General features: G+C 59.7%; 21 protein-coding genes. 9 read left to right on the top strand and 12 right to left on the bottom strand.

What is annotated here, in order from left to right; all coding sequences use genetic code 11:
* The first annotated feature begins 28 nt into the window (after nucleotides 1-28).
* The 5 genes from B9H00_RS12445 (at nucleotide 29) to B9H00_RS12425 (ending at nucleotide 5,886) form a co-directional block, all read left to right on the top strand.
* Nucleotides 29-2,728 carry a [protein-PII] uridylyltransferase gene (locus tag B9H00_RS12445; protein WP_086900910.1) on the top strand — a complete coding sequence of 900 codons (2,700 nt, stop codon included), beginning with the start codon at nucleotides 29-31 and terminating at the stop codon, nucleotides 2,726-2,728.
* 93 nt (nucleotides 2,729-2,821) lie between these two features.
* Nucleotides 2,822-3,166 carry an ArsC/Spx/MgsR family protein gene (locus B9H00_RS12440; RefSeq protein ID WP_086900909.1) on the top strand — a complete coding sequence of 115 codons (345 nt, stop codon included), beginning with the start codon at nucleotides 2,822-2,824 and terminating at the stop codon, nucleotides 3,164-3,166.
* A 27-nt stretch (nucleotides 3,167-3,193) separates the two neighbouring features.
* Nucleotides 3,194-4,219: a 2,3,4,5-tetrahydropyridine-2,6-dicarboxylate N-succinyltransferase gene (dapD, locus tag B9H00_RS12435; protein WP_086900908.1), complete on the top strand. Its 1,026-nt coding sequence runs from the start codon at nucleotides 3,194-3,196 to the stop codon at nucleotides 4,217-4,219.
* Nucleotides 4,220-4,304: 85 nt separating this feature from the next.
* The gene (gene dapE, locus B9H00_RS12430) at nucleotides 4,305-5,477 is read left to right on the top strand and encodes a succinyl-diaminopimelate desuccinylase (RefSeq protein ID WP_086900907.1); all 1,173 of its coding nucleotides are present in this window, start codon (nucleotides 4,305-4,307) and stop codon (nucleotides 5,475-5,477) included.
* Nucleotides 5,478-5,481: 4 nt separating this feature from the next.
* Nucleotides 5,482-5,886 (top strand): hypothetical protein, encoded by a 405-nt coding sequence (locus B9H00_RS12425; RefSeq protein ID WP_086900906.1) that lies wholly within the window; start codon nucleotides 5,482-5,484, stop codon nucleotides 5,884-5,886.
* Nucleotides 5,887-5,986: 100 nt separating this feature from the next.
* On the opposite strand, the gene B9H00_RS17160 is transcribed toward B9H00_RS12425, so the two are convergent.
* Entirely contained in the window at nucleotides 5,987-6,442 is a 456-nt protein-coding gene (locus B9H00_RS17160; RefSeq protein ID WP_086901862.1) for a cold-shock protein, read from the bottom strand.
* A gap of 176 nt (nucleotides 6,443-6,618) precedes the next feature.
* On the opposite strand from B9H00_RS17160, the gene B9H00_RS12415 reads away from it, so the two are divergent.
* Nucleotides 6,619-6,855, top strand: a complete 237-nt coding sequence (locus B9H00_RS12415; protein WP_086620654.1) for a SlyX family protein — start codon at nucleotides 6,619-6,621, stop codon at nucleotides 6,853-6,855.
* Nucleotides 6,856-6,951: 96 nt separating this feature from the next.
* On the opposite strand, the gene trxB is transcribed toward B9H00_RS12415, so the two are convergent.
* Together trxB and B9H00_RS12405 are read right to left on the bottom strand one after the other, a co-directional pair.
* The gene (gene trxB, locus B9H00_RS12410; RefSeq protein WP_086900905.1) at nucleotides 6,952-7,929 is read right to left on the bottom strand and encodes a thioredoxin-disulfide reductase; all 978 of its coding nucleotides are present in this window, start codon (nucleotides 7,927-7,929) and stop codon (nucleotides 6,952-6,954) included.
* 169 nt (nucleotides 7,930-8,098) lie between these two features.
* Nucleotides 8,099-8,251, bottom strand: a complete 153-nt coding sequence (locus B9H00_RS12405) for a CPXCG motif-containing cysteine-rich protein (protein WP_322788246.1) — start codon at nucleotides 8,249-8,251, stop codon at nucleotides 8,099-8,101.
* A gap of 308 nt (nucleotides 8,252-8,559) precedes the next feature.
* On the opposite strand from B9H00_RS12405, the gene acnA reads away from it, so the two are divergent.
* A complete protein-coding gene (acnA, locus tag B9H00_RS12400; protein WP_086900904.1) occupies nucleotides 8,560-11,298 on the top strand; it encodes an aconitate hydratase AcnA in 2,739 nt (912 codons plus the stop codon).
* 90 nt (nucleotides 11,299-11,388) lie between these two features.
* On the opposite strand, the gene B9H00_RS12395 is transcribed toward acnA, so the two are convergent.
* Both B9H00_RS12395 and B9H00_RS12390 read right to left on the bottom strand, forming a co-directional pair.
* Nucleotides 11,389-12,036, bottom strand: coding sequence for a hypothetical protein (locus B9H00_RS12395; RefSeq protein WP_086900903.1), 648 nt, complete (start codon nucleotides 12,034-12,036; stop codon nucleotides 11,389-11,391).
* Nucleotides 12,037-12,202: 166 nt separating this feature from the next.
* Nucleotides 12,203-13,426: a YeeE/YedE family protein gene (locus tag B9H00_RS12390; protein ID WP_086900902.1), complete on the bottom strand. Its 1,224-nt coding sequence runs from the start codon at nucleotides 13,424-13,426 to the stop codon at nucleotides 12,203-12,205.
* A gap of 106 nt (nucleotides 13,427-13,532) precedes the next feature.
* Between B9H00_RS12390 and B9H00_RS12385 the strand changes: the two genes are divergently transcribed.
* Entirely contained in the window at nucleotides 13,533-15,632 is a 2,100-nt protein-coding gene (locus B9H00_RS12385; protein ID WP_236944269.1) for a S9 family peptidase, read from the top strand.
* Nucleotides 15,633-15,753: 121 nt separating this feature from the next.
* On the opposite strand, the gene trpS is transcribed toward B9H00_RS12385, so the two are convergent.
* From trpS to radC, 7 genes are all read right to left on the bottom strand, one after another.
* Complete coding sequence (trpS, locus tag B9H00_RS12380; RefSeq protein ID WP_086900901.1) at nucleotides 15,754-16,767, bottom strand: tryptophan--tRNA ligase; 1,014 nt, start codon at nucleotides 16,765-16,767, stop codon at nucleotides 15,754-15,756.
* 111 nt (nucleotides 16,768-16,878) lie between these two features.
* Complete coding sequence (locus B9H00_RS12375) at nucleotides 16,879-17,223, bottom strand: putative signal transducing protein (RefSeq protein ID WP_086900900.1); 345 nt, start codon at nucleotides 17,221-17,223, stop codon at nucleotides 16,879-16,881.
* Nucleotides 17,224-17,230: 7 nt separating this feature from the next.
* Entirely contained in the window at nucleotides 17,231-18,421 is a 1,191-nt protein-coding gene (locus B9H00_RS12370; protein WP_086900899.1) for a class I SAM-dependent rRNA methyltransferase, read from the bottom strand.
* Between the two features lie 95 nt (nucleotides 18,422-18,516).
* Nucleotides 18,517-19,332, bottom strand: coding sequence for a bifunctional DNA-formamidopyrimidine glycosylase/DNA-(apurinic or apyrimidinic site) lyase (gene mutM, locus B9H00_RS12365; protein ID WP_086900898.1), 816 nt, complete (start codon nucleotides 19,330-19,332; stop codon nucleotides 18,517-18,519).
* Between the two features lie 156 nt (nucleotides 19,333-19,488).
* On the bottom strand, nucleotides 19,489-19,644 hold the full coding sequence (rpmG, locus tag B9H00_RS12360; protein ID WP_086620664.1) for a 50S ribosomal protein L33: 156 nt from the start codon (nucleotides 19,642-19,644) through the stop codon (nucleotides 19,489-19,491).
* A 60-nt stretch (nucleotides 19,645-19,704) separates the two neighbouring features.
* Nucleotides 19,705-19,941 carry a 50S ribosomal protein L28 gene (gene rpmB, locus B9H00_RS12355; RefSeq protein ID WP_086620665.1) on the bottom strand — a complete coding sequence of 79 codons (237 nt, stop codon included), beginning with the start codon at nucleotides 19,939-19,941 and terminating at the stop codon, nucleotides 19,705-19,707.
* Nucleotides 19,942-20,143: 202 nt separating this feature from the next.
* On the bottom strand, nucleotides 20,144-20,818 hold the full coding sequence (gene radC / locus B9H00_RS12350) for a RadC family protein (RefSeq protein ID WP_086900897.1): 675 nt from the start codon (nucleotides 20,816-20,818) through the stop codon (nucleotides 20,144-20,146).
* 137 nt (nucleotides 20,819-20,955) lie between these two features.
* Here radC and B9H00_RS12345 point away from each other — a divergent pair, with 137 nt between their 5' ends.
* Nucleotides 20,956-21,972, top strand: coding sequence for a zinc-dependent alcohol dehydrogenase family protein (locus tag B9H00_RS12345; protein ID WP_211329574.1), 1,017 nt, complete (start codon nucleotides 20,956-20,958; stop codon nucleotides 21,970-21,972).
* Nucleotides 21,973-22,070: the final 98 nt, after the last annotated feature.

Below are 22,070 nucleotides of genomic sequence, written 5' to 3'. Positions count from 1 at the left end.
CCGCTCACTTTCATTACGGTCACCGCCCATGCTGCTCCACCACTATCGGTTTACACCGGACACCACCCTGATCGATCTCGAGGCCCTGAAGGCACGCCTGGATCGAGACACCTCTCCCATCGGGGCCGTTCGGGAAGTGCTGGCCGATATTCGCAGCCGTCTGGACGAACGTTTTAAAAACGGCGCAGACATTCGCGACCTGGTGTTTGGCAGGGCATGGTGTATCGACCAGTTGCTGGCACTGCTGTGGTCACGCCTTGAGTGGCATGACGATGGTATCGCCCTGATTGCCGTGGGCGGCTATGGCAGGGGTGAACTGCACCCGTATTCCGACATCGACCTGATGATTCTGCTGGCAGACGATGACGACACACCCTATCGAGAGTCACTGACCGCCTTTATCACGATGCTCTGGGACATCGGCCTTGATATCGGCCATAGCGTTCGCTCACTCAACGACTGCGAGCGCGAGGCAAATGATGATGTCACCGTGATCACCAATCTGCTGGAAACACGTTGTCTGGCAGGTTTTGAACCGCTTCTGGAGCGTATGCGCGAGCGTCTGAACCAGATGGACACGTGGCGTAGCGAAGCCTTTTTTCAGGCAAAGCTTGCCGAACAAAAGGCCCGCCATCAGCGTTTCAACAACTCCGAACATCATCTTGAACCCAATATCAAGAGCTCACCCGGCGGTCTGCGCGACATCCAGACCGTTACCTGGATCGCCAAGCGCCATTTTGGCACCAATATCATTGAAGTGCTGATGCAGCGCGGCTTCATGACGGATGCCGATATGCGCATCGCCAGTCAGAGCCGAGCCTTTCTCTGGCAGGTACGCTACGCCCTGCACATGATCAGCGAACGGGGTGAAGACCGTCTTCTGTTTGATCATCAGCGTGCCATCGCCGCCCTGTTTGGCTATCACGACACGCCGGAACGACTGGGCGTTGAAGAGTTCATGCGCCGCTACTATCGCGTGGTCACGGCCCTGGTCGAACTCAATGACATGCTGATTCAGAACTTTGAGGAAAACATCCTCCAGCAAGATCAGCAGCCGGAGGTCGTACCGCTCAACAACCGCTTCGAGCTGGATGGAAGGTATCTGCGTATTCGCGGTCCACACGTCTTCAAACGCCGCCCTTCTGCCCTGATCGAGATGTTTGTGCTGCTCGCACAGCATCCCGGTATTGAAGGTGTCCGCGCCGCCACCATCCGCGCCATTCGTGACCACCGCCATCTGATCGACAACGGCTTTCGGGCCGATCTGCGCAATCGCAGCCTGTTTCTGGAACTGCTGCGCGGCGGTGGCATGGTAGCCCGTGAACTGGGCCGGATGGCGCGCTATGGCATTCTGGGCAAGTATCTTCCCCGCTTTGGCCACATCATCGGCCTGATGCAGCACGACCTTTTTCACATCTACACGGTGGATGCTCACACGCTGCGCGTGCTGGACGTCATTCAGCGCTTTCGAACCTCCGAAGGGCGTGAAGAATATCCTCTCTGCGCAGCACTTGTGGCACGCGTGCCCAAGCTTGAGCTTTTGTGGATTGCCGGTCTTTATCACGATATCGCCAAGGGCCGCGGGGGCGACCACTCCCAGCTGGGCGCCCGGGATGTCCAAGGGTTCTGCCATCGCCACGGCGTTCCAAGGCGTGATACGCACCTGGTCAGCTGGCTGATCGAACATCACTTGCTGATGTCCACGACCGCTCAAAAGCGCGATATCAGTGACCCGGACGTCATCAGGGAGTTTGCCGCCATCGTTCACGATGAAGTACATCTGGATTATCTCTATCTGCTGACGGTGGCCGACATCAACGCCACCAATCCCACGCTCTGGAACAGCTGGCGCGCGGCCCTTCTACGTCAACTGCACGGGGAAACGCGCCGCGTGCTTCGACGTGGATTGGAAAATCCGCTCGACCGTCAGGAATGGATCGAGGAGACACGCGAAGAAGCCCGTGCCCTCACCCAGTGCATGGGCGGCGAGTGTCAGGCCGTGGATGCACTCTGGGAAACGCTGGGCGATGACTACTTCCTGCAGTACAGCGCCAGTGAGATTGTCTGGCACACCCAGGGCATCATGCAGGCCGGTGTGGACGTCATGCCGCTGATTCTGATCAGCGCCCCGACCGAGGACATGACCGATGGCGGTACCAAGGTCTTTATCCACACCCGCTCGGTCAATAATCTGTTTGCCGCCACCGCCGCGGCCATTGACCAGCTGGACCTGTCCATCCACGACGCCCGTATCGCCACCTCGAGCAACGACTGGACGCTCAATACCTTCATCCTGCTCGACGGTGATGGCCAGGCCATTCGCGACCCCGCCCGGCTCAAGGAGATTCAGGCGCATCTGGTCGAAGAGCTCGACGACCCGGACGACTACCCCCGCATCGTCAAGCGTCACACTTCGCGCCAGCTCAAGCATTTCCGGGTGCCCACGCGCGTACTCATTGAGCAGGATGAAGCCAATCAACGCACCGTACTGGAGCTGATTGCCGCCGACCGGCCCGGACTTCTGGCCCATGTCGGACAGATCTTCATGAGCTTTGATATCGCGCTGTCCGGGGCCAAGATCGCCACACTGGGCGAACGGGTCGAGGACGTGTTCTTTATTACCGATACCAACGGCGATCCGCTGACCAATCCCGAGCTACAGAAAGCACTGAGTGACCGCCTGCGCCATGTCCTCGATGCCGAAGCCGGTATTGCCACGACCGGCTAGCACTGGCCGATCGGGATCATCACCTTTCCCGATTTGAGCCCCACTACGCCGGGCGCCTATAATCGCCGCCCAATGCGTCACGAGAGACCTCTCATGCTGAAGCTTTACGGCCTATCCAACTGTGACCGCTGCCGGCGCGCCCGCCGTCGGCTTGAAGCCAGCGGCCAGGAGGTCGAAATGATCGACCTGCGTCGTCTGGCCGACCAGGATGGACTGGAGGAAACCCTTCAGCATTTTCTGGGCTTTGTGGACTGGTCCACACTGCTTAACCGCCGCAGCACCACATGGCGTCAGCTGGATGACGCCGAACGCGACGCGCTGGATCAGACGCGTGCCATGACACTAATCAAGGCGCATCCCAGCCTAATCCAGCGTCCGGTACTTGATACCGGCACCGAGGTGCTGGTGGGCAAGGCCGTCGACGACTGGCCGGCCTGACACATCCCCATCGATAAGGAATTTTCCATGCTGAGTTTTGCACTGGGTATCGGCACCCAGAACCGTCAGGGCGACTGGCTCGAAGTCTACTACCCGGCCCCGCTCCATACTCCTGAGCAAACGCTTGTCGACACCGTGCGCAGCACGCTGGGCGCCCCCGAAGGCAATGTGGCGGTGAGCTTTTTGCCCGAGCATTGCGAAAGTCTGGCCGAAGCCCTGAGCCATGCCGGCTCTGACGCGCAGGCCGATATCGCCCGTGCCATGGCAGACAGCCGTCGTCCGCTGGTGGCGGTTTTTCTTGAAGAAGACCGCGCACCGGAAAGCGTGCCTGAGGTGTATCTCAAGCTGCACCTGCTGTCGCATCGTCTGGTAAAGCCTCACGGCATCAAGCTGGATGGCATGTTCGGTCTTTTGAAGAACATTGCCTGGAGCAGCGAAGGCGCCATCGATATCGAGGAGCTCGGCGACCGCCGTCTGAAGGCACGCCTTGAAGGCCGTGCCCTGTCCGTCGACTGTGTCGACAAGTTCCCGAAAATGACCGACTACGTGGTACCGAAGGGCGTGCGCATTGCCGACACGGCGCGTGTTCGTCTGGGCGCCCATCTGGGCGAAGGCACCACCGTCATGCATGAAGGCTTTTGCAATTTCAACGCCGGCACCGAAGGTCCCGGCATGGTGGAAGGCCGCATTTCAGCCGGCGTCGTGCTGGGCAAGGGCTCTGACCTGGGCGGCGGCGCCTCGACCATGGGCACCCTGTCCGGCGGTGGCAATATTGTCATCGGCACCGGCGAAAACTGCCTGATCGGCGCTAACGCCGGCATCGGCATCCCGCTGGGCGATCGCTGCACCGTTGAAGCCGGTCTCTACATTACTGCCGGTGCCAAGGTAGCGGTTCTCGACGATCATGGCGAACTGGTAGACACTGTCGCTGCGCGCCAGCTGGCGGGACAGAACGACCTGCTGTTTTTGCGCAACTCCCAGACAGGCCGACTGGAGTGTCGCACGAACAAGAGTGCCATCGCGCTCAACGACGCTCTGCACGCCCACAACTGACGCCCTGCACGCCCACTACCAGGGGCCATCAGCGCTGTCCACACATCCGGGCGCTCACGCGAGCGCCCGTTGAATGAAGAGAGTCATGCAAAAGGTTTTCGACAATACGCCTGACACCCGACAGGCACCGGGCGAGACACTGTCACTGGCGCTTGAGCTGCTCTCAAGAGCCTCCATAACGCCTGATGATGCCGGCTGTCAGACCCTGATCGCCGAGCGCCTGACACGGATGGGCTTTCATCTGGAGTGGATGGACCAGGGGGAAGTGCGCAACCTCTGGGCCGTACGGGGTCAGACCGGCCCGACCCTGGTACTGGCAGGCCACACCGACGTCGTGCCGACAGGGCCTGAGCACCTGTGGCAGACACCGCCGTTCTCACCCCGCATCGATGAGCACGGCTATCTTCGTGGACGCGGCGCCGCCGACATGAAGGGATCGCTGGCTGCGATGGTAACGGCCGTTGAGCGTTTTGTGACGGCTCATCCCGAGCGCCCGGGCCGAATTGCCTTTTTGCTGACCAGCGATGAAGAAGGCCCGGCACGAGACGGTACCCGCGCCGTGGTTGAAATCCTGCGCGCACGAAATGAACCCATTGATTACTGCATCGTCGGCGAGCCCTCCTCGGAGGCACGCTTTGGCGATGTCATCAAAAACGGACGACGCGGCTCACTCAATGGCGTGATGCGCATTCAGGGCACGCAGGGTCACGTGGCCTATCCACAGCTGGCCCGTAACCCCATTCATCAGGCCATGCCGGCCTTGGACGCTCTGGTCTCCGAGCACTGGGATAGCGGCAACGAGTTTTTCCCGCCGACCAGTCTGCAGATTTCCAACATTCATGGTGGCACCGGCGCCAACAACGTTATTCCAGGCGAGCTGGAAGTCACCTTCAATCTGCGCTTTTCCACGGAGGTCACGGCTCAGGCGCTGCAGGCGCGCATCGAGGCTCTGCTCGATGCACACGGGCTTGACCGGCATATTGACTGGCAGCTCTCCGGCGAGCCCTTCATGACGGAGCCGGGTGAATTGACCGAGGCGGTCAGCGCAGCTCTTTGTGAGATCACGGGCGCAACACCGAGGCTTTCAACCGGCGGCGGCACCTCGGATGCTCGCTTCATTGCAACCCTGGGGCCGCAGACCATCGAGTTCGGGCCACGTAATGCCACCATCCACCAGCGTGATGAGCGCATTCTTGCCACGGACCTTGATCTGATGAGTCAGGCCCTTGAATCTACCCTTGACCGGCTGCTGCGATAATCCCATGGAGCACTATCCAGATATCGAGGTTTACCTCGCCTGCAATGATGCCGAACGCATCTCCCAATGGCTTGCCAACGCGCTGGAGACCAGCGTTACGCTTGAGCGCGCCGGCAAGCACCAGTGGCGGGCGGCCCCCATCTACAAGGGGCAGCGGCTGCCGATTCTGCTGGTCGAAAACGCCGCGGACCGAATGGCCAGTCTCTGGCTGGATAGCGATCTCACGCCCTGGCCTCGCGATGCCGACTGCGCCCGGGCTGCCAGTCAGGCGTTGGCCTGTGAGGTACGCTGTTCGCTCGGCGGCTGGCAGCCCGGTGATGACCCCGACCGCTTTTTTCAGGTTCTTGCTGATGGCAGTGAAGGCGTCATTTACTGGCCCGACGCCGGGGCTCAGGATGGCAAGAAGTAGGGCGCCAGTGACGGGGCTCATACTGGACACCATCAAAAACGCCCCGCGTTGCGGGGCGTTTTCCTGCGACACCATTCTGGCGTCTTGAAAGGACAGCCTGTCAGGTAATGACGGTGACATCCTCGGCCTGAAGGCCACGCTCGTTCTGAATGGAGTAATAACGCACCCGCTGCCCCTCGGCCAGCGTCCGATGGCCCTTGCCACGAATGGCGCGAAAATGGACGAAGACATCCTCACCGCCGTCCCTGGTAATAAAGCCATACCCCTTGTTGACATTGAACCACTTGACCACGCCGATCTCGCGATCATCCTTTTCGACTTCCACCACATTGGAAAGCGTCGGGGTCAGGACATGCATGGCAAGGGTGGCAACTTCAAGTGCGACAAAGGAGGCCACGGCAGATAGCCCCCAGATGACGACAAGACCGGGCTCAGCGGCCATGTTTTCGATAACGACAGGGCTTGCAAGATAGACAAGAAAACCTGCGAGAACCGGCGTTAAAAGCGCCAGCAGCAGGCTGATAACGGTACAGCGCCAGATGGTTTTTGCACTCATGACGATACTCTGCTTCAAACGTTTATCGGATTGTTTAATCAAATGGTCCGCATCCCGCAGATTCCCATGATGCCCTTGTTCACGGGATGTGAACCCAGCCACCGACCCCACGGCCGGATGTTTAACGTACGGAGATCAACGACATGAACACACCTCCGCAACAAGCTGATTCTAACATGCACATTGACACTACGCTTAAGCAGGTGATAGAGCGTGCTAACGATCTGGAAAGTCGTCTGGCCTGGCAGGAAGACTGGCTGGAACGCCTCGACAAGGCACTGATCACGCAAAATGCCACCATCGAAAGACTGGAACGTCTGTGCAATCTCATGGCCCAGCGCCTGGGAGAGCAGCGGGAAAGCCTTGAATCGATCCAGTCCGACAGCGCTCAGGAGCGGCCACCACACTACTGAAATGTGGCGGCCTTCATCGGCCAGGAGATTCCATCGGACACAAAAAAGGGAAGGCCTGAGCCCTCCCTCCTTTCATATCACGATCATCGGTGATGCTTACCAGGCCGAATGCGGCACACTCGGATCCAGCCCATCCAGAAAACGCTCGGCATCCAGCGCGGCCATACAGCCGCTGCCGGCCGAAGTGATGGCCTGACGATAGATCTGATCAGCCACATCGCCGGCGGCAAAGACGCCCGGAATGCTGGTGGCCGTGGCATTGCCTTCGAGGCCCGATTTCACGGTGATGTAGCCATCCTTCATGTCCAGCTGCCCCTTGAACAGGTCGGTATTGGGACGATGGCCAATGGCCACGAACAGACCGGGCGCTTCGAGCTCGCGCGTACTGCCATCCGTCATCGACCTGAGGCGCACACCTGTCACCCCGGAGCCGTCTCCCAGCACTTCATCCACGGTCGTGTTCCACTCGATCGCCATGTTGCCATTGTCGACCTTGTCGAACAGCTTCTGCTGCAGGATCTTCTCGGCACGCAGACTGTCGCGGCGATGCACCAGCGTGACCTTCGAGGCGATGTTGGAAAGATAGAGCGCCTCCTCGACTGCCGTATTGCCACCGCCGACCACCACGACTTCCTTGTTGCGATAGAAAAAGCCATCGCAGGTAGCGCAGGCCGACACACCCTGCCCCTTGAATCGCTCCTCGGACTCAAGGCCGAGATACAGCGCACTGGCACCGGTCGCCACGATCAGGGCATCACAGGTATAGCTGCCGTTTTCACCCTTCAGCCGAAAGGGACGCTCGGTCAGCGTGACTTCGTTGACGTGATCAATGCGGATATCGGTGTCAAAGCGTTCAGCATGACGACGCATGCGCTCCATGAGCTCGGGGCCCTGTACGCCGCTGTCATCTCCCGGCCAATTGTCGACATCCGTGGTCGTGGTCAATTGACCGCCCATCTCCATGCCGGTCAGCAGCATTGGAGACAGATTGGCGCGCGCCGCATAGACCGCAGCAGAATAGCCGGCCGGGCCCGAACCCAGAATAATCAGCGGATGATGGCTGACTTCACTCATGACATAACCTCAACAGAAATCGACGGTAATTGAATGGCGCCCAGTGTAACACTGCATATGGCTGGCTTCAGTGCCCGCGTAGACATGATAGGCCATGCCTTATTGTGAGCAGACAGGCAGCCCGCGGCCAATCGGCGATGGCAATGACGCTCATTGCCCTGCCAGGGGCTCAGGCATCGTCATCACGCCCGAGGGTGACCGACTCCAGGGTGTCATCGAACAAGGATATCGTGACCGTGACGCTGATCGGGGCGCAGCACCATTGGCAGTCCACCCAGGTCACATGAGAACCCTGGCTGGTATCGATATCGATGTCGTTCATGGCGTCGCAGTAGGGGCAATGTTCCTGCCAGGATATTAGTCTTTGGTCGATCATGAGGGGCTTTCGCCTTGAAAAACTTGAACGAAACAGGCGGTAAACTGTTATGCTAGCGCCACGAAGTTTGTCGACAATGTAGGCAGGCCGACACAAGGTCATATTGCAGGTATGCTTACTATACTTATCAGGGAACGGTAGTACGCTGGACAATGTTCCCTGATACGGCGTACCGGCCATGCGTTATCGCCTCTCCTGACGGAGGTTATCAAGCCGCATGGCGCGGGTCCGGAATCCGATGATGAGGAGGCTTCATGAGCCCTGATAACACCAACAGCACGCTTGGCGAGCTGACGGTCGGTGAAAAAACCTACCATTACTATAGCCTCAAGAAGGCTGCCGAGCAGTATGGCGATTTTGCACGTCTGCCCTTCACCCTCAAGGTGCTGCTCGAAAACCAGCTGCGCTTTCAGGATGGTGTGACTGCGACGCAGGACGACATTCAGGCGCTGGTCGACTGGCAGAAGGAAGGTCGCTCCACGCGTGAGATCGGTTATCGCCCCGCCCGCGTCCTGATGCAGGACTTCACCGGCGTCCCCGGCGTTGTCGACCTTGCTGCCATGCGTGACGCCGTCGCCAAGCTGGGTGAAAAGCCTTCTCGCATCAACCCGCTGTCGCCGGTCGATCTGGTCATCGACCACTCGGTCATGGTGGACGATTACGGCAACCCGGAAGCATTTGAAGACAACGTCAAGATCGAGATGCAGCGTAACCTCGAGCGCTATGAGTTTCTGCGCTGGGGCCAGCAGGCCTTTGACAACTTCAGCGTTGTTCCCCCGGGTACCGGTATCTGCCACCAGGTCAACCTTGAGTACCTGGGCAAGTCGGTCTGGACCAGGGAAGAAGACGGCAAGACCTTTGCCTTCCCCGACACTCTGGTGGGCACCGACTCCCACACCACCATGATCAACGGTCTGGGCGTACTGGGCTGGGGTGTTGGCGGCATCGAAGCCGAAGCGGCCATGCTGGGCCAGCCTGTCTCCATGCTGATCCCCGAAGTCATTGGCTTCAAGCTCGAAGGCAAGCTCAAGGAAGGTATCACGGCGACCGACCTGGTACTGACCGTGACCCAGATGCTTCGCAAGAAGGGTGTGGTTGGCAAGTTTGTCGAATTCTATGGTGATGGCCTCAAGGATCTGCCGCTGGCCGATCGCGCCACCATTGCCAACATGGCACCTGAGTATGGCGCTACCTGTGGTTTCTTCCCGATCGATGATGAAACCCTGAATTACATGAAGCTGACTGGCCGCAGCCAGGAGCAGATCGAACTGGTCAAGGTCTATGCCCAGGAACAGGGCATGTGGCGTGAGCCGGGCCACGAGCCGATCTTCACCGATACCCTGTCGCTGGACATGGATACCGTCGAGGCCAGCCTGGCCGGCCCCAAGCGTCCGCAGGACCGCGTTGCCCTGACCGACATGAGCGCCACGTTTGAAAAGCTGCTGGCCGATCAGTCAAAGGATGCATCAGCGAAGGAAGAAGGTCGCTGGCAGAGCGAAGGTGGCAACACCGCACCCTTTGTCGACAATAGCTTTAGCGAAAACCCCAATATCGAACACCGCGGGCACAACTTCCGCCTGCAGGATGGCGCGGTCGTCATCGCAGCCATCACGTCATGCACCAACACCTCTAACCCGAGCGTGCTGATGGCGGCAGGTCTGGTGGCCAAGAAGGCCGTCGAAAAGGGCCTGACCAGCAAGCCCTGGGTCAAGACCTCGCTGGCTCCTGGCTCCAAGGTCGTCACCGACTATCTCGCCACGGCCGGTTTCCAGGAGCCGCTTAATGCCCTGGGCTTCAACCTGGTCGGCTATGGCTGCACCACCTGTATCGGTAACTCCGGGCCGCTGCCCGAGCAGATCGACAAGGCCATCCAGGATGAAAACCTGACGGTCGCCTCGGTCCTGTCCGGCAACCGTAACTTCGAAGGCCGTATCCATCCGCTGGTCCAGACCAACTGGCTGGCGTCACCGCCCCTGGTCGTGGCCTATGCGCTGGCCGGCAACGTCCGCCTGGACATCTCGAAAGAGTCGCTGGGCAACGACAAGGACGGCAATCCGGTCTATCTCAAGGACATCTGGCCGTCTCAGAAGGAGATCGCCGAGGCCGTCGAGCGTGTCCGCAGCGACATGTATCGCAAGGAATACGCCGAGGTCTTTGACGGTGATGCTGCCTGGCAGTCCATCGACATCACCCCGGGTGAAGTCTATGAGTGGTCGAAGGATTCCACCTACATCCAGCACCCGCCCTTCTTTGAAGGCATGGGTCGCGAGCCGGAACCGATTCAGGACGTCAAGAACGCCAGCGTTCTGGCCAAGCTGGGTGACTCGGTCACTACCGACCATATTTCTCCGGCAGGCTCCATCAAGCCCGATAGCCCGGCCGGTCGCTACCTTCAGGAGCATGGTGTCGAGGTCAAGGACTTCAACTCCTACGGCTCGCGTCGCGGCAACCACGAAGTCATGATGCGCGGCACCTTTGCCAACGTGCGTATCCGCAACGAAATGCTCGACGGTGTTGAAGGCGGCATGACCCGTTACGTACCCAACGGCGAACAGATGGCCATCTATGATGCCGCAATGAAGTACGCCGAAGAAGGCAAGCCGCTGGTCATCATCGCCGGCAAGGAATACGGCACCGGCTCCTCGCGTGACTGGGCCGCCAAGGGTACGCGCCTGCTGGGCGTTCGCGCCGTCATCGCCGAATCCTACGAGCGTATTCACCGCTCCAATCTGATCGGCATGGGCGTTCTGCCACTGCAGTTCCCGGAAGGTGAAGACCGCAACTCGCTGGGCATGACCGGTGACGAGACAATCAGCATCTCGGGTCTGAACGATCTGAGCCCGGCAGCCAGCGTGAAGGTCTCCATCACCTTCGCCGATGACAACACCAAAGAAATCGACGCGCTCTGCCGCATCGATACCGTTAACGAACTGGAGTACTACCGTCACGGCGGTATCCTCCATTACGTGCTGCGCAGCATGCTGCCCAACTAAGCGGTCGCATCTGCCATACAAAAGGCCCCATCCATGGATGGGGCCTTTTTTCATGACCTGACTGTCAGACTTCCCCGCCTCAATCCGCCATCAGGCTGTCTGTACCACCTGCTGTCGCGCCCAGAGCCAGAGTTCGACAATGGCCAGAAGAATCAGCGCAAACCCCAGCGTCTCGATGCTTTCCTCTATTGTGGCCTTGATTTCATAAACGTACTGCGCCTTTAACACGGCTTCCCAGAAAATGCCCCGACCCATCAGTCGTGAGAAGACATAAACGGACACAAAGCCCCCCAGGAAAAGGCCAAAGGACATTTGCTTCATATAGCGACAGCACTCGTCCAGCACGTGCAGCCGGTAGCGCACCAGAAACACAAGGGCCGGCACCAGTACCAGCGTGACCAGCCACTGCCACAGGTCATCAAACACGCGGTCGAGCATGAAATCCTGTTCACGGATCAATGAGGCCAGTAAAAAGGCAAACATCAGGACAGTGCCGTGGCGATAAATCCCCATGGCACGAACCTTCCATAGAAGTATCAGGCTACCCAACAGCATGAAAGGCTGAGCAATTTCAGCAAAAGAGGTTTCGGAAAACTGATCGTCAATGTCTCTAGGCAATGCGTCCCAGTACATGCATTGACAGATCAGGGCAATCAGGAAAAGGTAGGCAATGTAGCGATAGAGGCTCTTGAGCGTCTTCTGGCGTTCGGCGGGGGTTGAGGTGATCGAACCGGGCATGCAACTTCCGTAAATCGTAAGCGTGTTAACTAATCATTATAGCCCGTTTCATTAAAAAACCATTAAATATTTTCACAACACACATGGGAAACAACGGGTTAATGCACAAAACGGCACGGAGATGCCATCAGGCATCTCCGTCTCCCGGCTCGGAAATCAAGCCATCTCAGCAGCCACTCACGGCGGGACGCGCAGGTTGTTCGAAAAAGAAGGGACGTAGCTTCACTCCGACCATGTTGCCGGCGAAGGCGAAAACCATCCATACCCAGCCATGCAGGCTTCCCGAGGCGATGCCGCTGAAATAGGCACCGATATTGCAACCAAAGGCGATACGCGCTCCATAGCCCAGCAATACGCCTCCGATGACGCAGGCCAGCAGCGAGCGCAACGGAATATTCAACGTGGGCCGAAATCTGCCCGCCAGCGCTGCTGCCACCATCGCGCCCAGAATAATGCCGATATTCATGGTACTGGTCACGTCATGCCAGATACTCTGAGTCAGCGCCTGCGCATTGCCGGGCTGCTGCCAGTAGCTCCACTGTCCCGGATCGATACCCAGCGTCTGAATGATCTTGGCACCCCAGAGCGCAAAGGCCGAGGTAATGCCCCAGGGGCGACCGGCCAGTGACAGCGTTGCGAAGTTAAGCAGCGCCAGTGCTACCGCACCGAAAAGCAGGGGCCATGGCCCCCTCAGCCAGCGCGCCGTGCCACGCCGCTCGGCCAGTATCGCCGCCGCCTCCAGGCGGCCATGCCGACGACGCTCCAGCCACACGGTAACGGCTGCGATCACGGAAAACAGGGCAAGACTTGTGGCAATACCGGGGCCTGCGCCCAGCTCGACCAGCGAGGTTGGCTGAAACGCCGGCAGCGACAACCACCAGTCAAAATTGATGGTGGCCAGTACTGACCCGACGATAAAGAAGAGTAGCATCACCACCATACGGGCATTACCTCCTCCGGCCGTAAACAGGGTGCCAGAGGCGCAGCCGCCGCCCAGCTGCATGCCGATACCGAATATGAAGGCTCCGACCATCACGGAGACGCCAATGGGTGAGACAAAACCTCGTACCGGATGGTCAAACAGCGTGCCTGCCGACAGGGCCGGAAAGAACAGCACCACTGCGACGGCCAGCAATACCATCTGCGCCCGCAGGCCCCGCCCTCGACGGTCAATAATGAACACACGCCAGGCCGACGTGAATCCGAACGCGGCGTGATAAAGCACCAGCCCCAGCGCGCCGCCGACCAGCATCAGCGCTCCCTGGGTAACGCTGATTGTCATGGCGACCGTCAGCGCCGCGATCAATAAAACGCCTGCGGCCCCCCAGACGATCGGCGATTGATGCAGGGGCCTCTGTTGAGGCTGATCCGCTGCCGTTACTTGCGCCATACCCTTGCTCCAGTAATAAAAAGATGCTTGTCCATAGTTTATCGTCATAAACAATGTGTCTGAAATAAAAGCTGTCTAATGGATTCATCAGGCCCGGGATAACCACGTGCGTTATGCTGTCGAAATCCAGATGACACCGCAGACTCATGCGGTGACAGCCTATCGATGCAAGGAGTTCATGATGCGCTGGATCAATGTTGCGCTGGCGGCCGTACCGGCCAGCCAGACCCCTTCGGCAGGTGCCGGCCCGGCAGATGACGTGGCGCTTATCGAGCGTCAGCGCCTGTTTGGCAATCCCAGCCGCGTCCAGGGACGTCTGAGCCCCGACGGGCAATGGCTCTCCTGGATTGCGCCTCACAATGACGTGTTGAATCTTTGGGTTGCCCCGGCCGATTACCCTGAAAACGCTCGCGCTCTGACGCAGGAAGACACTCGCCCGATCCGCAGCTATTTCTGGTCACCGGACAGTCAGCAGCTTCTGTATGTCAATGACCAGGGCGGTGACGAAAACTTTCGCCTTTACGGTGTGAACGTGGAAAACGGCGAGCAGCGTATCCTCACGCCACAGGAAGGCGTACGCGTACAGATACTGGGCGTGAGTCGCCACATCAAGGATCGCATCATGGTCGGGATCAACGACCGTGACCCACGCTGGCACGATGTCTATCAGCTCAACCTCGACAGCGGCGAGCTGTCGCTGGTACTGCAAAACGATGGCTATGGCGGCTTCTTGCTCGACGAAAATCTGGAGATTCGTCTGGCCGAGCAGCCTCGTGTTGATGGTGGTGAAGACTTTTTCCGCGTTAACGACCTGAGCGTTGAAAGCGAGCCGTTTGCCTCCATCAGCTTTGAAGATAGCGCCAATACCGGGCCAGCCGGGTTTACCCGTGATGGTCGCACCATGTACTGGATCGACAGCCGCGGACGCGATACGGCCGCGCTCACCGCACAGGACTGGGACAGCGGCGAACTACGCGTGATCGCCGAATCATCGAAGGCCGACATTACCGGTGTCATGGCCGACCGCGACAACCACAACATTCAAGCCTGGGCGGTGGACTATCTGCGTACCGAATGGACCGCCATTGACCCGAGCATCGGTGAGGCACTGACCTTTCTTGATGAGCGGCTCAAGGGCGATGTTAACGTCACCTCGCGTACGGATGACGACCGCCGCTGGATCGTGGTCAATGACCCGGTCACGGCACCTGCCGAAACCTGGCTCTTTGATCGCGACGCCCTCACGTTGACCTCACTGTTTGTCAGCCGTCCGGAGCTTGAAGGCGCACCGCTTGCCGGCATGACACCGCTTGAGATCAAAACGCGTGATGGCCTGACGCTGGTGTCCTACCTCACCCTGCCCCATGGCAGCGAAGCGGACGGCTTCAAGACGCCTTCAGAACCGCTGCCCATGGTGCTGCTGGTGCACGGCGGCCCCTGGGCGCGCGACAGCTACGGCAGCAACAGCTATCACCAGTGGCTGGCCAACCGCGGCTACGCCGTGCTGTCGGTCAACTATCGCGGCTCGACCGGCTTTGGCAAATCCTTCACCGCGGCCGGTGACGGCGAATGGGGCACCAGCATGCACGATGATCTGATCGATGCCGTCAACTGGGCCATCGACCAGCGCGTTGCCGACCCGAAAAGGGTTGCGATCATGGGCGGCTCCTACGGTGGCTATGCCACACTCGCCGGTCTGACCATGACGCCCGAGGTGTTCGCCTGTGGCGTCGATATTGTCGGGCCGTCGAATCTGATCACCCTGCTGGAGAGCATCCCGCCCTACTGGGAAGCAGGACGCCAGCAGATGTATCGGCGCATGGCCGACCCCAATACCGAGGAAGGTCGCGAATGGCTGAAAGCGCGGTCGCCGCTGACGCACGCTGACCGTATTCAGCGACCACTGCTGATCGGACAGGGGGCCAACGACCCGCGCGTTAAGCAGGCTGAAAGTGACCAGATCGTTGACGCCATGCGCGAAAAATCGATTCCCGTCACCTATGTACTCTTTCCCGATGAAGGCCACGGCTTTGCGCGTCCGGCGAACAACATTGCCTTCAACGCCATTACCGAGGCCTTTCTGGCCGAGTCACTGGGCGGCCGGTTCGAACCGATCAATGATGCATTGACACCCTCGACCGTCACCGTGCCGCACGGTGCCAAGTACACGCCCGGACTTGAAGCTGCCCTCGACACAACATTCTGATCGGGCCACGCATGACAAGACAAGGGCCGCCTTCTCATGAAGGCGGCCCTTTTATTATGCGCTTTAATGCTCAAGGCGCTGGTGCCCTGACGTTCAGGGCGCCGGTGCAATCAGACCCGGATCAAACGAATCGACCCAACCCCACCGCAGGGCGCAGGCGTTCCAGCAGCGTATTGGCCTCACTGCGCGCACGCTCGGCGCCCTTTTGAAGTACCGACTCGATATGAGCCGGGTCCTGCATGAGCCTTTCATACTCATCGCGCGGCCCTTCGAGCTGGGCGTTAAGGTGCTCAAATACCGCATTTTTGGCATCGCCCCAGCCAATCCCTTCGGCGTAGCGGCTACGCATGGCCTGCTCTTCGCTTTCGTTGGCGAAGGCCGAATAGATCTGAAACAGCGTGCAGGTCTCGGGGTCCTTGGGTTCACCCGGCTCCAGCGAGTTGGTCTTGATCTTGCGGATCAGCTTTAAAAGCTTCTTTTCGGAGGAGAATAGCGGAATGGTGTTGTCGTAGCTTTTGGACATCTTGCGTCCGTCCAGCCCGCTGAGCGTCTGAACCCGCTCATCGACCACTGCCTCGGGCAGTGTGAAATAATTGCCCTTGTAGATGTGGTTGAAACGTCCGGCCATGTCACGCGCCATCTCGATGTGCTGAACCTGATCACGCCCGACCGGCACGCGGTTGGCATTGAACATCAGGATATCGGCCGCCATCAGCACCGGATAGCTGAAAAGCCCCATGGTGATGCCGCGATCCGGATCGGGACTGCCGGTGTCTTCATTGTCCGTCACGGCGGCCTTGTAGGCATGCGCCCGATTCATCAGCCCCTTGGCGCAGACACAGGAGATCATCCAGGCAAGCTCGGTGGTCTCATGGATGTCCGACTGGCGATAAAAGATGGCGTTGTCGGTGTCCAGTCCCAGCGCCAGCCAGGTGGCCGCAATCTCAAGGCGCGACTGCTGAACTCTCCTGGGGTCGCTGGCCTTGATCAGTGCATGCAGGTCGGCCAGAAAATAGTAGGACTGAACGCTTTCGTCCTGACTGGCGGCAATGGCGGGGCGAATGGCACCGACATAATTGCCCAGATGGGGGGTACCGGTCGTGGTGATGCCGGTCAGTACTCGTGTGCTGGTCATGAACGCAACGTCTGCTCGGTGATGGAAAACGGCGCGGATGAAGTCATCGCGTGAAGGTACCCACAGTGTAACGCGCCCGTGACGACCGGGCGACAGGCACGCCCATTGGCGCTATGGATCAGGCCTTTCAAGCCCGCACTGCCAGCAGGTATCGAAATTCGCCTCGTGCCACTCGCCACAGCGCTGACAGCGCCAGCCCCGTGACAGCCGCGCACCGGGCGAGGACGGAGCCTCAACATTCTGGCGCCACTGCTCGATAATCTCTTGCGCGCACGGCGCGTCGCCGGAGGCCACCCACAGTTCCGGCTCGCAGTCGATGGGGGCCAGATCGCCCATGCCGCCGGCCAGCGTCCAGTTGCGCAGCTCGCACGCCACGCCCGCACCTTCAAGCAGATTGCGCACATGCCCCACCAGCAGGCTGTTCGGATGCTGAAAGATACGGACCGGACGCGGCATGAAGACCTCAGTCGCGGAAGATACGCACGCCCATCGCCTTGAGATAGGCCGTTTCCGGAATGGACGGGTGAATGGGGTGGTCACCGGCCTGATGGCCCTGATAGATCAGCTGGGCATGGCGGTCCTGATGACGTGCCGAGCCGCGCACGACGTCAATGAGCCGATCACTGGCCAGATGCATCGAGCACGACGCCGACATCAAGAGCCCGTCGCGACCCAGCAGACGAATCGCCTCGCGGTTGAGTCGACCATAGGCTCGCTCGCCGGCATTGATGTCCTTGCGCTTGCGAATGAACGCCGGCGGATCAAGCACGATCACATCAAAGACGTCGCCCTGCGCCTTGAGCTGGGCCAGCACTTCAAAGGCATCGCCCTGCAGCGTCGAGACACGGTCTTCCACACCATTGAGCGCAGCATTTTGTGCGACGCGCTCAAGCGCCGGGCCGGAGGCATCAACACAGACCACTTCAGAGGCGCCGCTGGCCGCGGCCTGAACGCCCCAGCCACCCACGTAGCTGAACACATCCAGCACTCGCTTGCCGGCCACCTGGGCGTTGAGCCAGGCACGGTTATCGCGGTGATCAAAGAACCAGCCGGTCTTCTGGCCACCCACGACATCGGTTTCAAAGCGCACGCCATTCTCTTCCAGCGCCACGGGGCCATCAAGCTCGCCCTGAACGATCTCGACATGCTCATCGAGCTGCTCCAGCCGCCGACCGGCAGTATCCCCGCGCAGGACAATTACCCTGGGGGAAAGCACCTTGTTGAGCGCATCGATGATTTCGTCACGCACCTTCTCCATGCCCAGCGTATTGAGCTGAACCACCACCACATCGTCAAAGCGGTCAACGACCAGCCCGGGAAGCAGATCGCCCTCGCCATGCACCAGACGATAGAAGGGACGCGAATAAAGACGCTCACGCAGGGACAGCGCCTGCTTGAAGCGGTGTACCAGCAGGGAACGCCCCAGCATCACATCAGTGTCGCGCGAGACCACGCGGGCACAGATCAGGGAATTGGGATTGACATAGGCCACGCCCATGGCGCGCCCGTTGGCCGCCTCGACAATGGCCTGGGCACCCGGCTCAAAGCTCTTGAGCGGTGTTTCGGCGATATCGATTTCATTGGAATATAGCCACAGATGGCCCGCCTTGAGACGACGATCGGCGTTTTTCTTGAGACGAAGACGTTGGGTCACGACAGCTTCCGGAATTGGTAATAAAAGGGGCACGAGTGTATTGCCCGACATTCTATCAGCTGGGCTCCGCCGCGGCAGTGTGTCATGCGCGGTGACTAGTGCTGACAGTGAGGGCAGAACACGCTGGCGCGCTGGCCAATGGTCATCGAGCGCAGCTCATGCCCGCAGACACGGCAAGGCTCACCGCCACGTCCATAGACGTTGAGTCGCTGCACGAAATAGCCCGGTTCGCCGCGCCCGCTGACGAAATCACGCAGCGTGGTACCGCCCTGCTCGATCGACGCCGCCAGTACCTGCTTGATGGCCGCTGCCAGACGCTGATAACGCTCGCGCTCGACTAGGCCGGCCTCGACACGCGGGTCGATGCCAGCCATAAACAGCGCCTCGGCAGCGTAGATGTTGCCAACGCCCACCACGGTGGCGTTATCCATGATGAAGTTCTTGACCGCCACGCGCTTGCCGCGCGAGCGCTCATACAGGTGATCGCCACTGAATCCGTCGTCAAGTGGCTCGGGGCCGAGCGCGGCCAGGCGACGGTCACTGAACGGATCACCTTTGAGGAAATCCACCAGTCCGAAACGACGTGGGTCGTGGTAGCGCAGCACCAGCCCCGAGCTCATGACCAGATCAATGTGATCATGCTTGCGCGGCTCGGTGCCGATCTCGACCAGCCGCAGACTGCCGGACATACCGAGATGCCAGAGCAGGTGTCCACCGGCCACCGGCAGAAGCAGATACTTGGCACGGCGCTCGATCTCGCCGATGCGCTCACCGGCCAAAAGCTCGGCCAAGCCTTCCGGGACCGGAATGCGCAGGCGATGATGACGAATGATGACTTCATTAATCTCGAAACCTGCCACCCACGGTGCAATACCGCGGCGGGTCGTTTCGACTTCAGGCAGCTCGGGCATGAGGGTCTAATGTGACAGCGTTGAAGAAAGGGGAGACGGCGCAGCAGATGAGGGCCTGCCAGCCAGGCATCGAAAAAAGGACCAGATACAAAAAGACCCGGCCATGACCGGGTCCTTTCAGGCCACCCTGTCGGGCGGCGCGCAAAGCGGGATCAATTACTTGATCTTGGCTTCACGGTACATGACATGCTTGCGTACGACCGGGTCGTACTTCTTGAATTCCAGCTTGTCAGGAGTGTTGCGCTTGTTCTTGTCGGTCGTGTAGAAATGACCGGTACCCGCGCTTGAAACCAGCTTGATCTTGTCACGCATGATGTTGCTCTCCGCATTCAAGCGCACAGGGCGCTTGAGGTGTAATCACGAACCGTCGTCTCAGACGCTCAGGCCATTGGCACGCAGATCCTTGAGGACCACTTCGATGCCTTTCTTGTCGATAATGCGCATGCCCTTGGAGGACAGACGCAGACGGACAAAGCGCTTTTCGGACTCGACCCAGAACCGATGCGTATGCAGGTTCGGAACGAAACGACGACGCGTCTTGCGCTGAGAGTGGGAAACGTTGTTACCAGTCACCGGACGCTTGCCGGTAACCTGACAGACTTGTGACATGGAAGCCTCCAGCCGTGAGCCCGAATGGGCCCCACATGAGTGTCTATTAAGTATTCGGGCAAACCGGTGAGAAGTGGCAGGCGATACGCCTCCCTGCCCCCTGTTCATAACCCGCAGAAAGTCAAAGGGCGTACTTTATACCAGAGCACCCCCTGATCGGCAAGCACCCCTTGATATTATTGCCCTTGTGCCGGTGTCGGCCTTACAGCCATCCCCTTTCGGCAAAGGAGCTCACTTCGCCGTCGCCCACCACAAAATGATCCAGCACCCGAATGTCAAAAAGCCCCAGCGCCTCGACCAGGCGCGTGGTGATGCGACGATCGGCGTCGCTGGGTTCGGCGACCCCGGAGGGGTGGTTGTGGGCAAAGATGATGGCCCCGGCATTGAGCGCCAGCGCACGCCTGGCCACTTCACGCGGATAAACGGCAGCGGCGTCCAGCGTGCCGGTAAAGAGTTTCTCAAAGCGCAACACACGATGCTGGCTGTCCAGAAAGAGTGCGGCGAACACTTCATGGCCAAGATCACGCAGATGCGCGCTCAAAAAGCGACGCACCATGGTGGGTGAATTGAGTGCATCGCCACGCATTAAAAGCGTTTCCAGATGACGACGCGAAAGCTCAAGCGCGGCCTGCAGCTGCACGTACTTGGCATCACCCAGCCCATGGGCACGACAAAAGGTATCGCGATCGGCCTCCAGCAGTGGCCGTAGTCCGTCAAACTCGCTCAAAAGATCCCGTGCCAGATCCACCGCCGAGCGTCCCTTGACACCCACCCGTAGGAAAATCGCCAGCAGCTCGGCATCCGACAGGGCCTGAGGCCCCAGATGAATCAGCTTCTCCCGCGGTCGTTCGCCTTCCGGCCAGTGACTGATACCCACGCCTGCTCCCTTTAACAGAATATCCTGATAAAGGATTAACGGCGCTCGATTCGAGAACTGAAATCACGGCGTTTTATTGTCATGCTTCTCTGTCCCGCTACGCTTTCCCTGTCATATGGACAATGCTCAGGAGAATCATGATGCGTCTTTATACCCTGCCCAACACCGGCGCGATCAGCGACCTGACCCTCACCGAACGCGATACGCCCCGGCCGGCTCGTGGCCAGGTTCTGGTACGGATGCGCGCTGCCTCCCTGAACTACCGTGACCTGATGGTCGTCACTGGCAAGTACGGTCGTGGTGGCGTCGCCCCTGATCGCATTCCACTCTCCGACGGTGCCGGTGAAGTGGTCGAGATCGGTGAGAACGTCACGCGGTTCAACGTGGGCGACCGTGTGGCGGGCATTTTCATGCAGAACTGGCTGGGCGGCGAGGTTAACGACAGCCATCCCGGGTCGGCCCTGGGCGGCGCCATGGATGGCGTGCTCAGCGAGTATGTGCTGTTCGATCAGGAAGGCCTGGTCGCGCTGCCCGAGCACCTCTCATATGAGGAAGGCGCCACCCTGCCCTGCGCCGCCGTCACGGCCTGGAATGCCCTCTATGCCGGCAAGTCACCCCTGAAAGCCGGCGACAGCGTGCTGCTGCTGGGCACCGGCGGCGTCTCGATGTTTGGCCTGCAATTCGCGCGCGCCGCCGGCGCCCGGGCCATTCAGACCTCTTCCAGCGACGACAAGCTTGCCCGCGTACGCGAACTCGGCGCTGACGCCACCATTAACTATCGCCAGACGCCCGAGTGGCAGGAGGACGTTCAGCGACTGACCGATGGGCGCGGTGTGGATCATGTGGTGGAGGTTGGCGGTGCCGGCACTCTGCCCCGCTCGATCGAATCTGCCCGTCTGGGCGGGCAGATCAACCTGATTGGCGTTTTGACCGGGGGTGAGATCAACCCGACTGCCATTATGCGCAAGAGTGTGCTGATGAGGGGAATCTATGTCGGCTCGCGCGAGATGTTCGAGCAGATGAACCGTGCCATCACCCAGCATCGGATCAAGCCGGTGATTGATCGCACCTTTGCCTTTGACGATACCCGTGCCGCCTTCGAGCATCTTCAGAGCCAGCAGCATCTGGGCAAGGTGGTCATCACCCTTGATTAAGACGTCAAACCCTTGCCGGGCGCGCCACCCGGCAAGGGCGAGACCTGATGTCTCTTCCTGGTATATTGGCGGATACCCAAATCTTCCGGCATCCCCTA

Origin of the sequence: Kushneria marisflavi (assembly GCF_002157205.1) — a bacterium.
GTDB classification, from domain to species: domain Bacteria; phylum Pseudomonadota; class Gammaproteobacteria; order Pseudomonadales; family Halomonadaceae; genus Kushneria; species Kushneria marisflavi.
Note: the sequence above shows the minus strand (reverse complement) of the source record. Positions and strands in the feature narration are given on the sequence as shown.

Coding starts and splice junctions, on each gene's coding strand:
- B9H00_RS12445 (WP_086900910.1), top strand. CDS start 29: ATGCTGCTCCACCACTATCGGTTTACACCGGACACCACCCTGATCGAT.
- B9H00_RS12440 (WP_086900909.1), top strand. CDS start 2,822: ATGCTGAAGCTTTACGGCCTATCCAACTGTGACCGCTGCCGGCGCGCC.
- dapD (WP_086900908.1), top strand. CDS start 3,194: ATGCTGAGTTTTGCACTGGGTATCGGCACCCAGAACCGTCAGGGCGAC.
- dapE (WP_086900907.1), top strand. CDS start 4,305: ATGCAAAAGGTTTTCGACAATACGCCTGACACCCGACAGGCACCGGGC.
- B9H00_RS12425 (WP_086900906.1), top strand. CDS start 5,482: ATGGAGCACTATCCAGATATCGAGGTTTACCTCGCCTGCAATGATGCC.
- B9H00_RS17160 (WP_086901862.1), bottom strand. CDS start 6,442: ATGAGTGCAAAAACCATCTGGCGCTGTACCGTTATCAGCCTGCTGCTG.
- B9H00_RS12415 (WP_086620654.1), top strand. CDS start 6,619: ATGCACATTGACACTACGCTTAAGCAGGTGATAGAGCGTGCTAACGAT.
- trxB (WP_086900905.1), bottom strand. CDS start 7,929: ATGAGTGAAGTCAGCCATCATCCGCTGATTATTCTGGGTTCGGGCCCG.
- B9H00_RS12405 (WP_322788246.1), bottom strand. CDS start 8,251: ATGAACGACATCGATATCGATACCAGCCAGGGTTCTCATGTGACCTGG.
- acnA (WP_086900904.1), top strand. CDS start 8,560: ATGAGCCCTGATAACACCAACAGCACGCTTGGCGAGCTGACGGTCGGT.
- B9H00_RS12395 (WP_086900903.1), bottom strand. CDS start 12,036: ATGCCCGGTTCGATCACCTCAACCCCCGCCGAACGCCAGAAGACGCTC.
- B9H00_RS12390 (WP_086900902.1), bottom strand. CDS start 13,426: ATGGCGCAAGTAACGGCAGCGGATCAGCCTCAACAGAGGCCCCTGCAT.
- trpS (WP_086900901.1), bottom strand. CDS start 16,767: ATGACCAGCACACGAGTACTGACCGGCATCACCACGACCGGTACCCCC.
- B9H00_RS12375 (WP_086900900.1), bottom strand. CDS start 17,223: ATGCCGCGTCCGGTCCGTATCTTTCAGCATCCGAACAGCCTGCTGGTG.
- mutM (WP_086900898.1), bottom strand. CDS start 19,332: ATGCCCGAGCTGCCTGAAGTCGAAACGACCCGCCGCGGTATTGCACCG.
- rpmG (WP_086620664.1), bottom strand. CDS start 19,644: ATGCGTGACAAGATCAAGCTGGTTTCAAGCGCGGGTACCGGTCATTTC.
- rpmB (WP_086620665.1), bottom strand. CDS start 19,941: ATGTCACAAGTCTGTCAGGTTACCGGCAAGCGTCCGGTGACTGGTAAC.
- B9H00_RS12345 (WP_211329574.1), top strand. CDS start 20,956: ATGATGCGTCTTTATACCCTGCCCAACACCGGCGCGATCAGCGACCTG.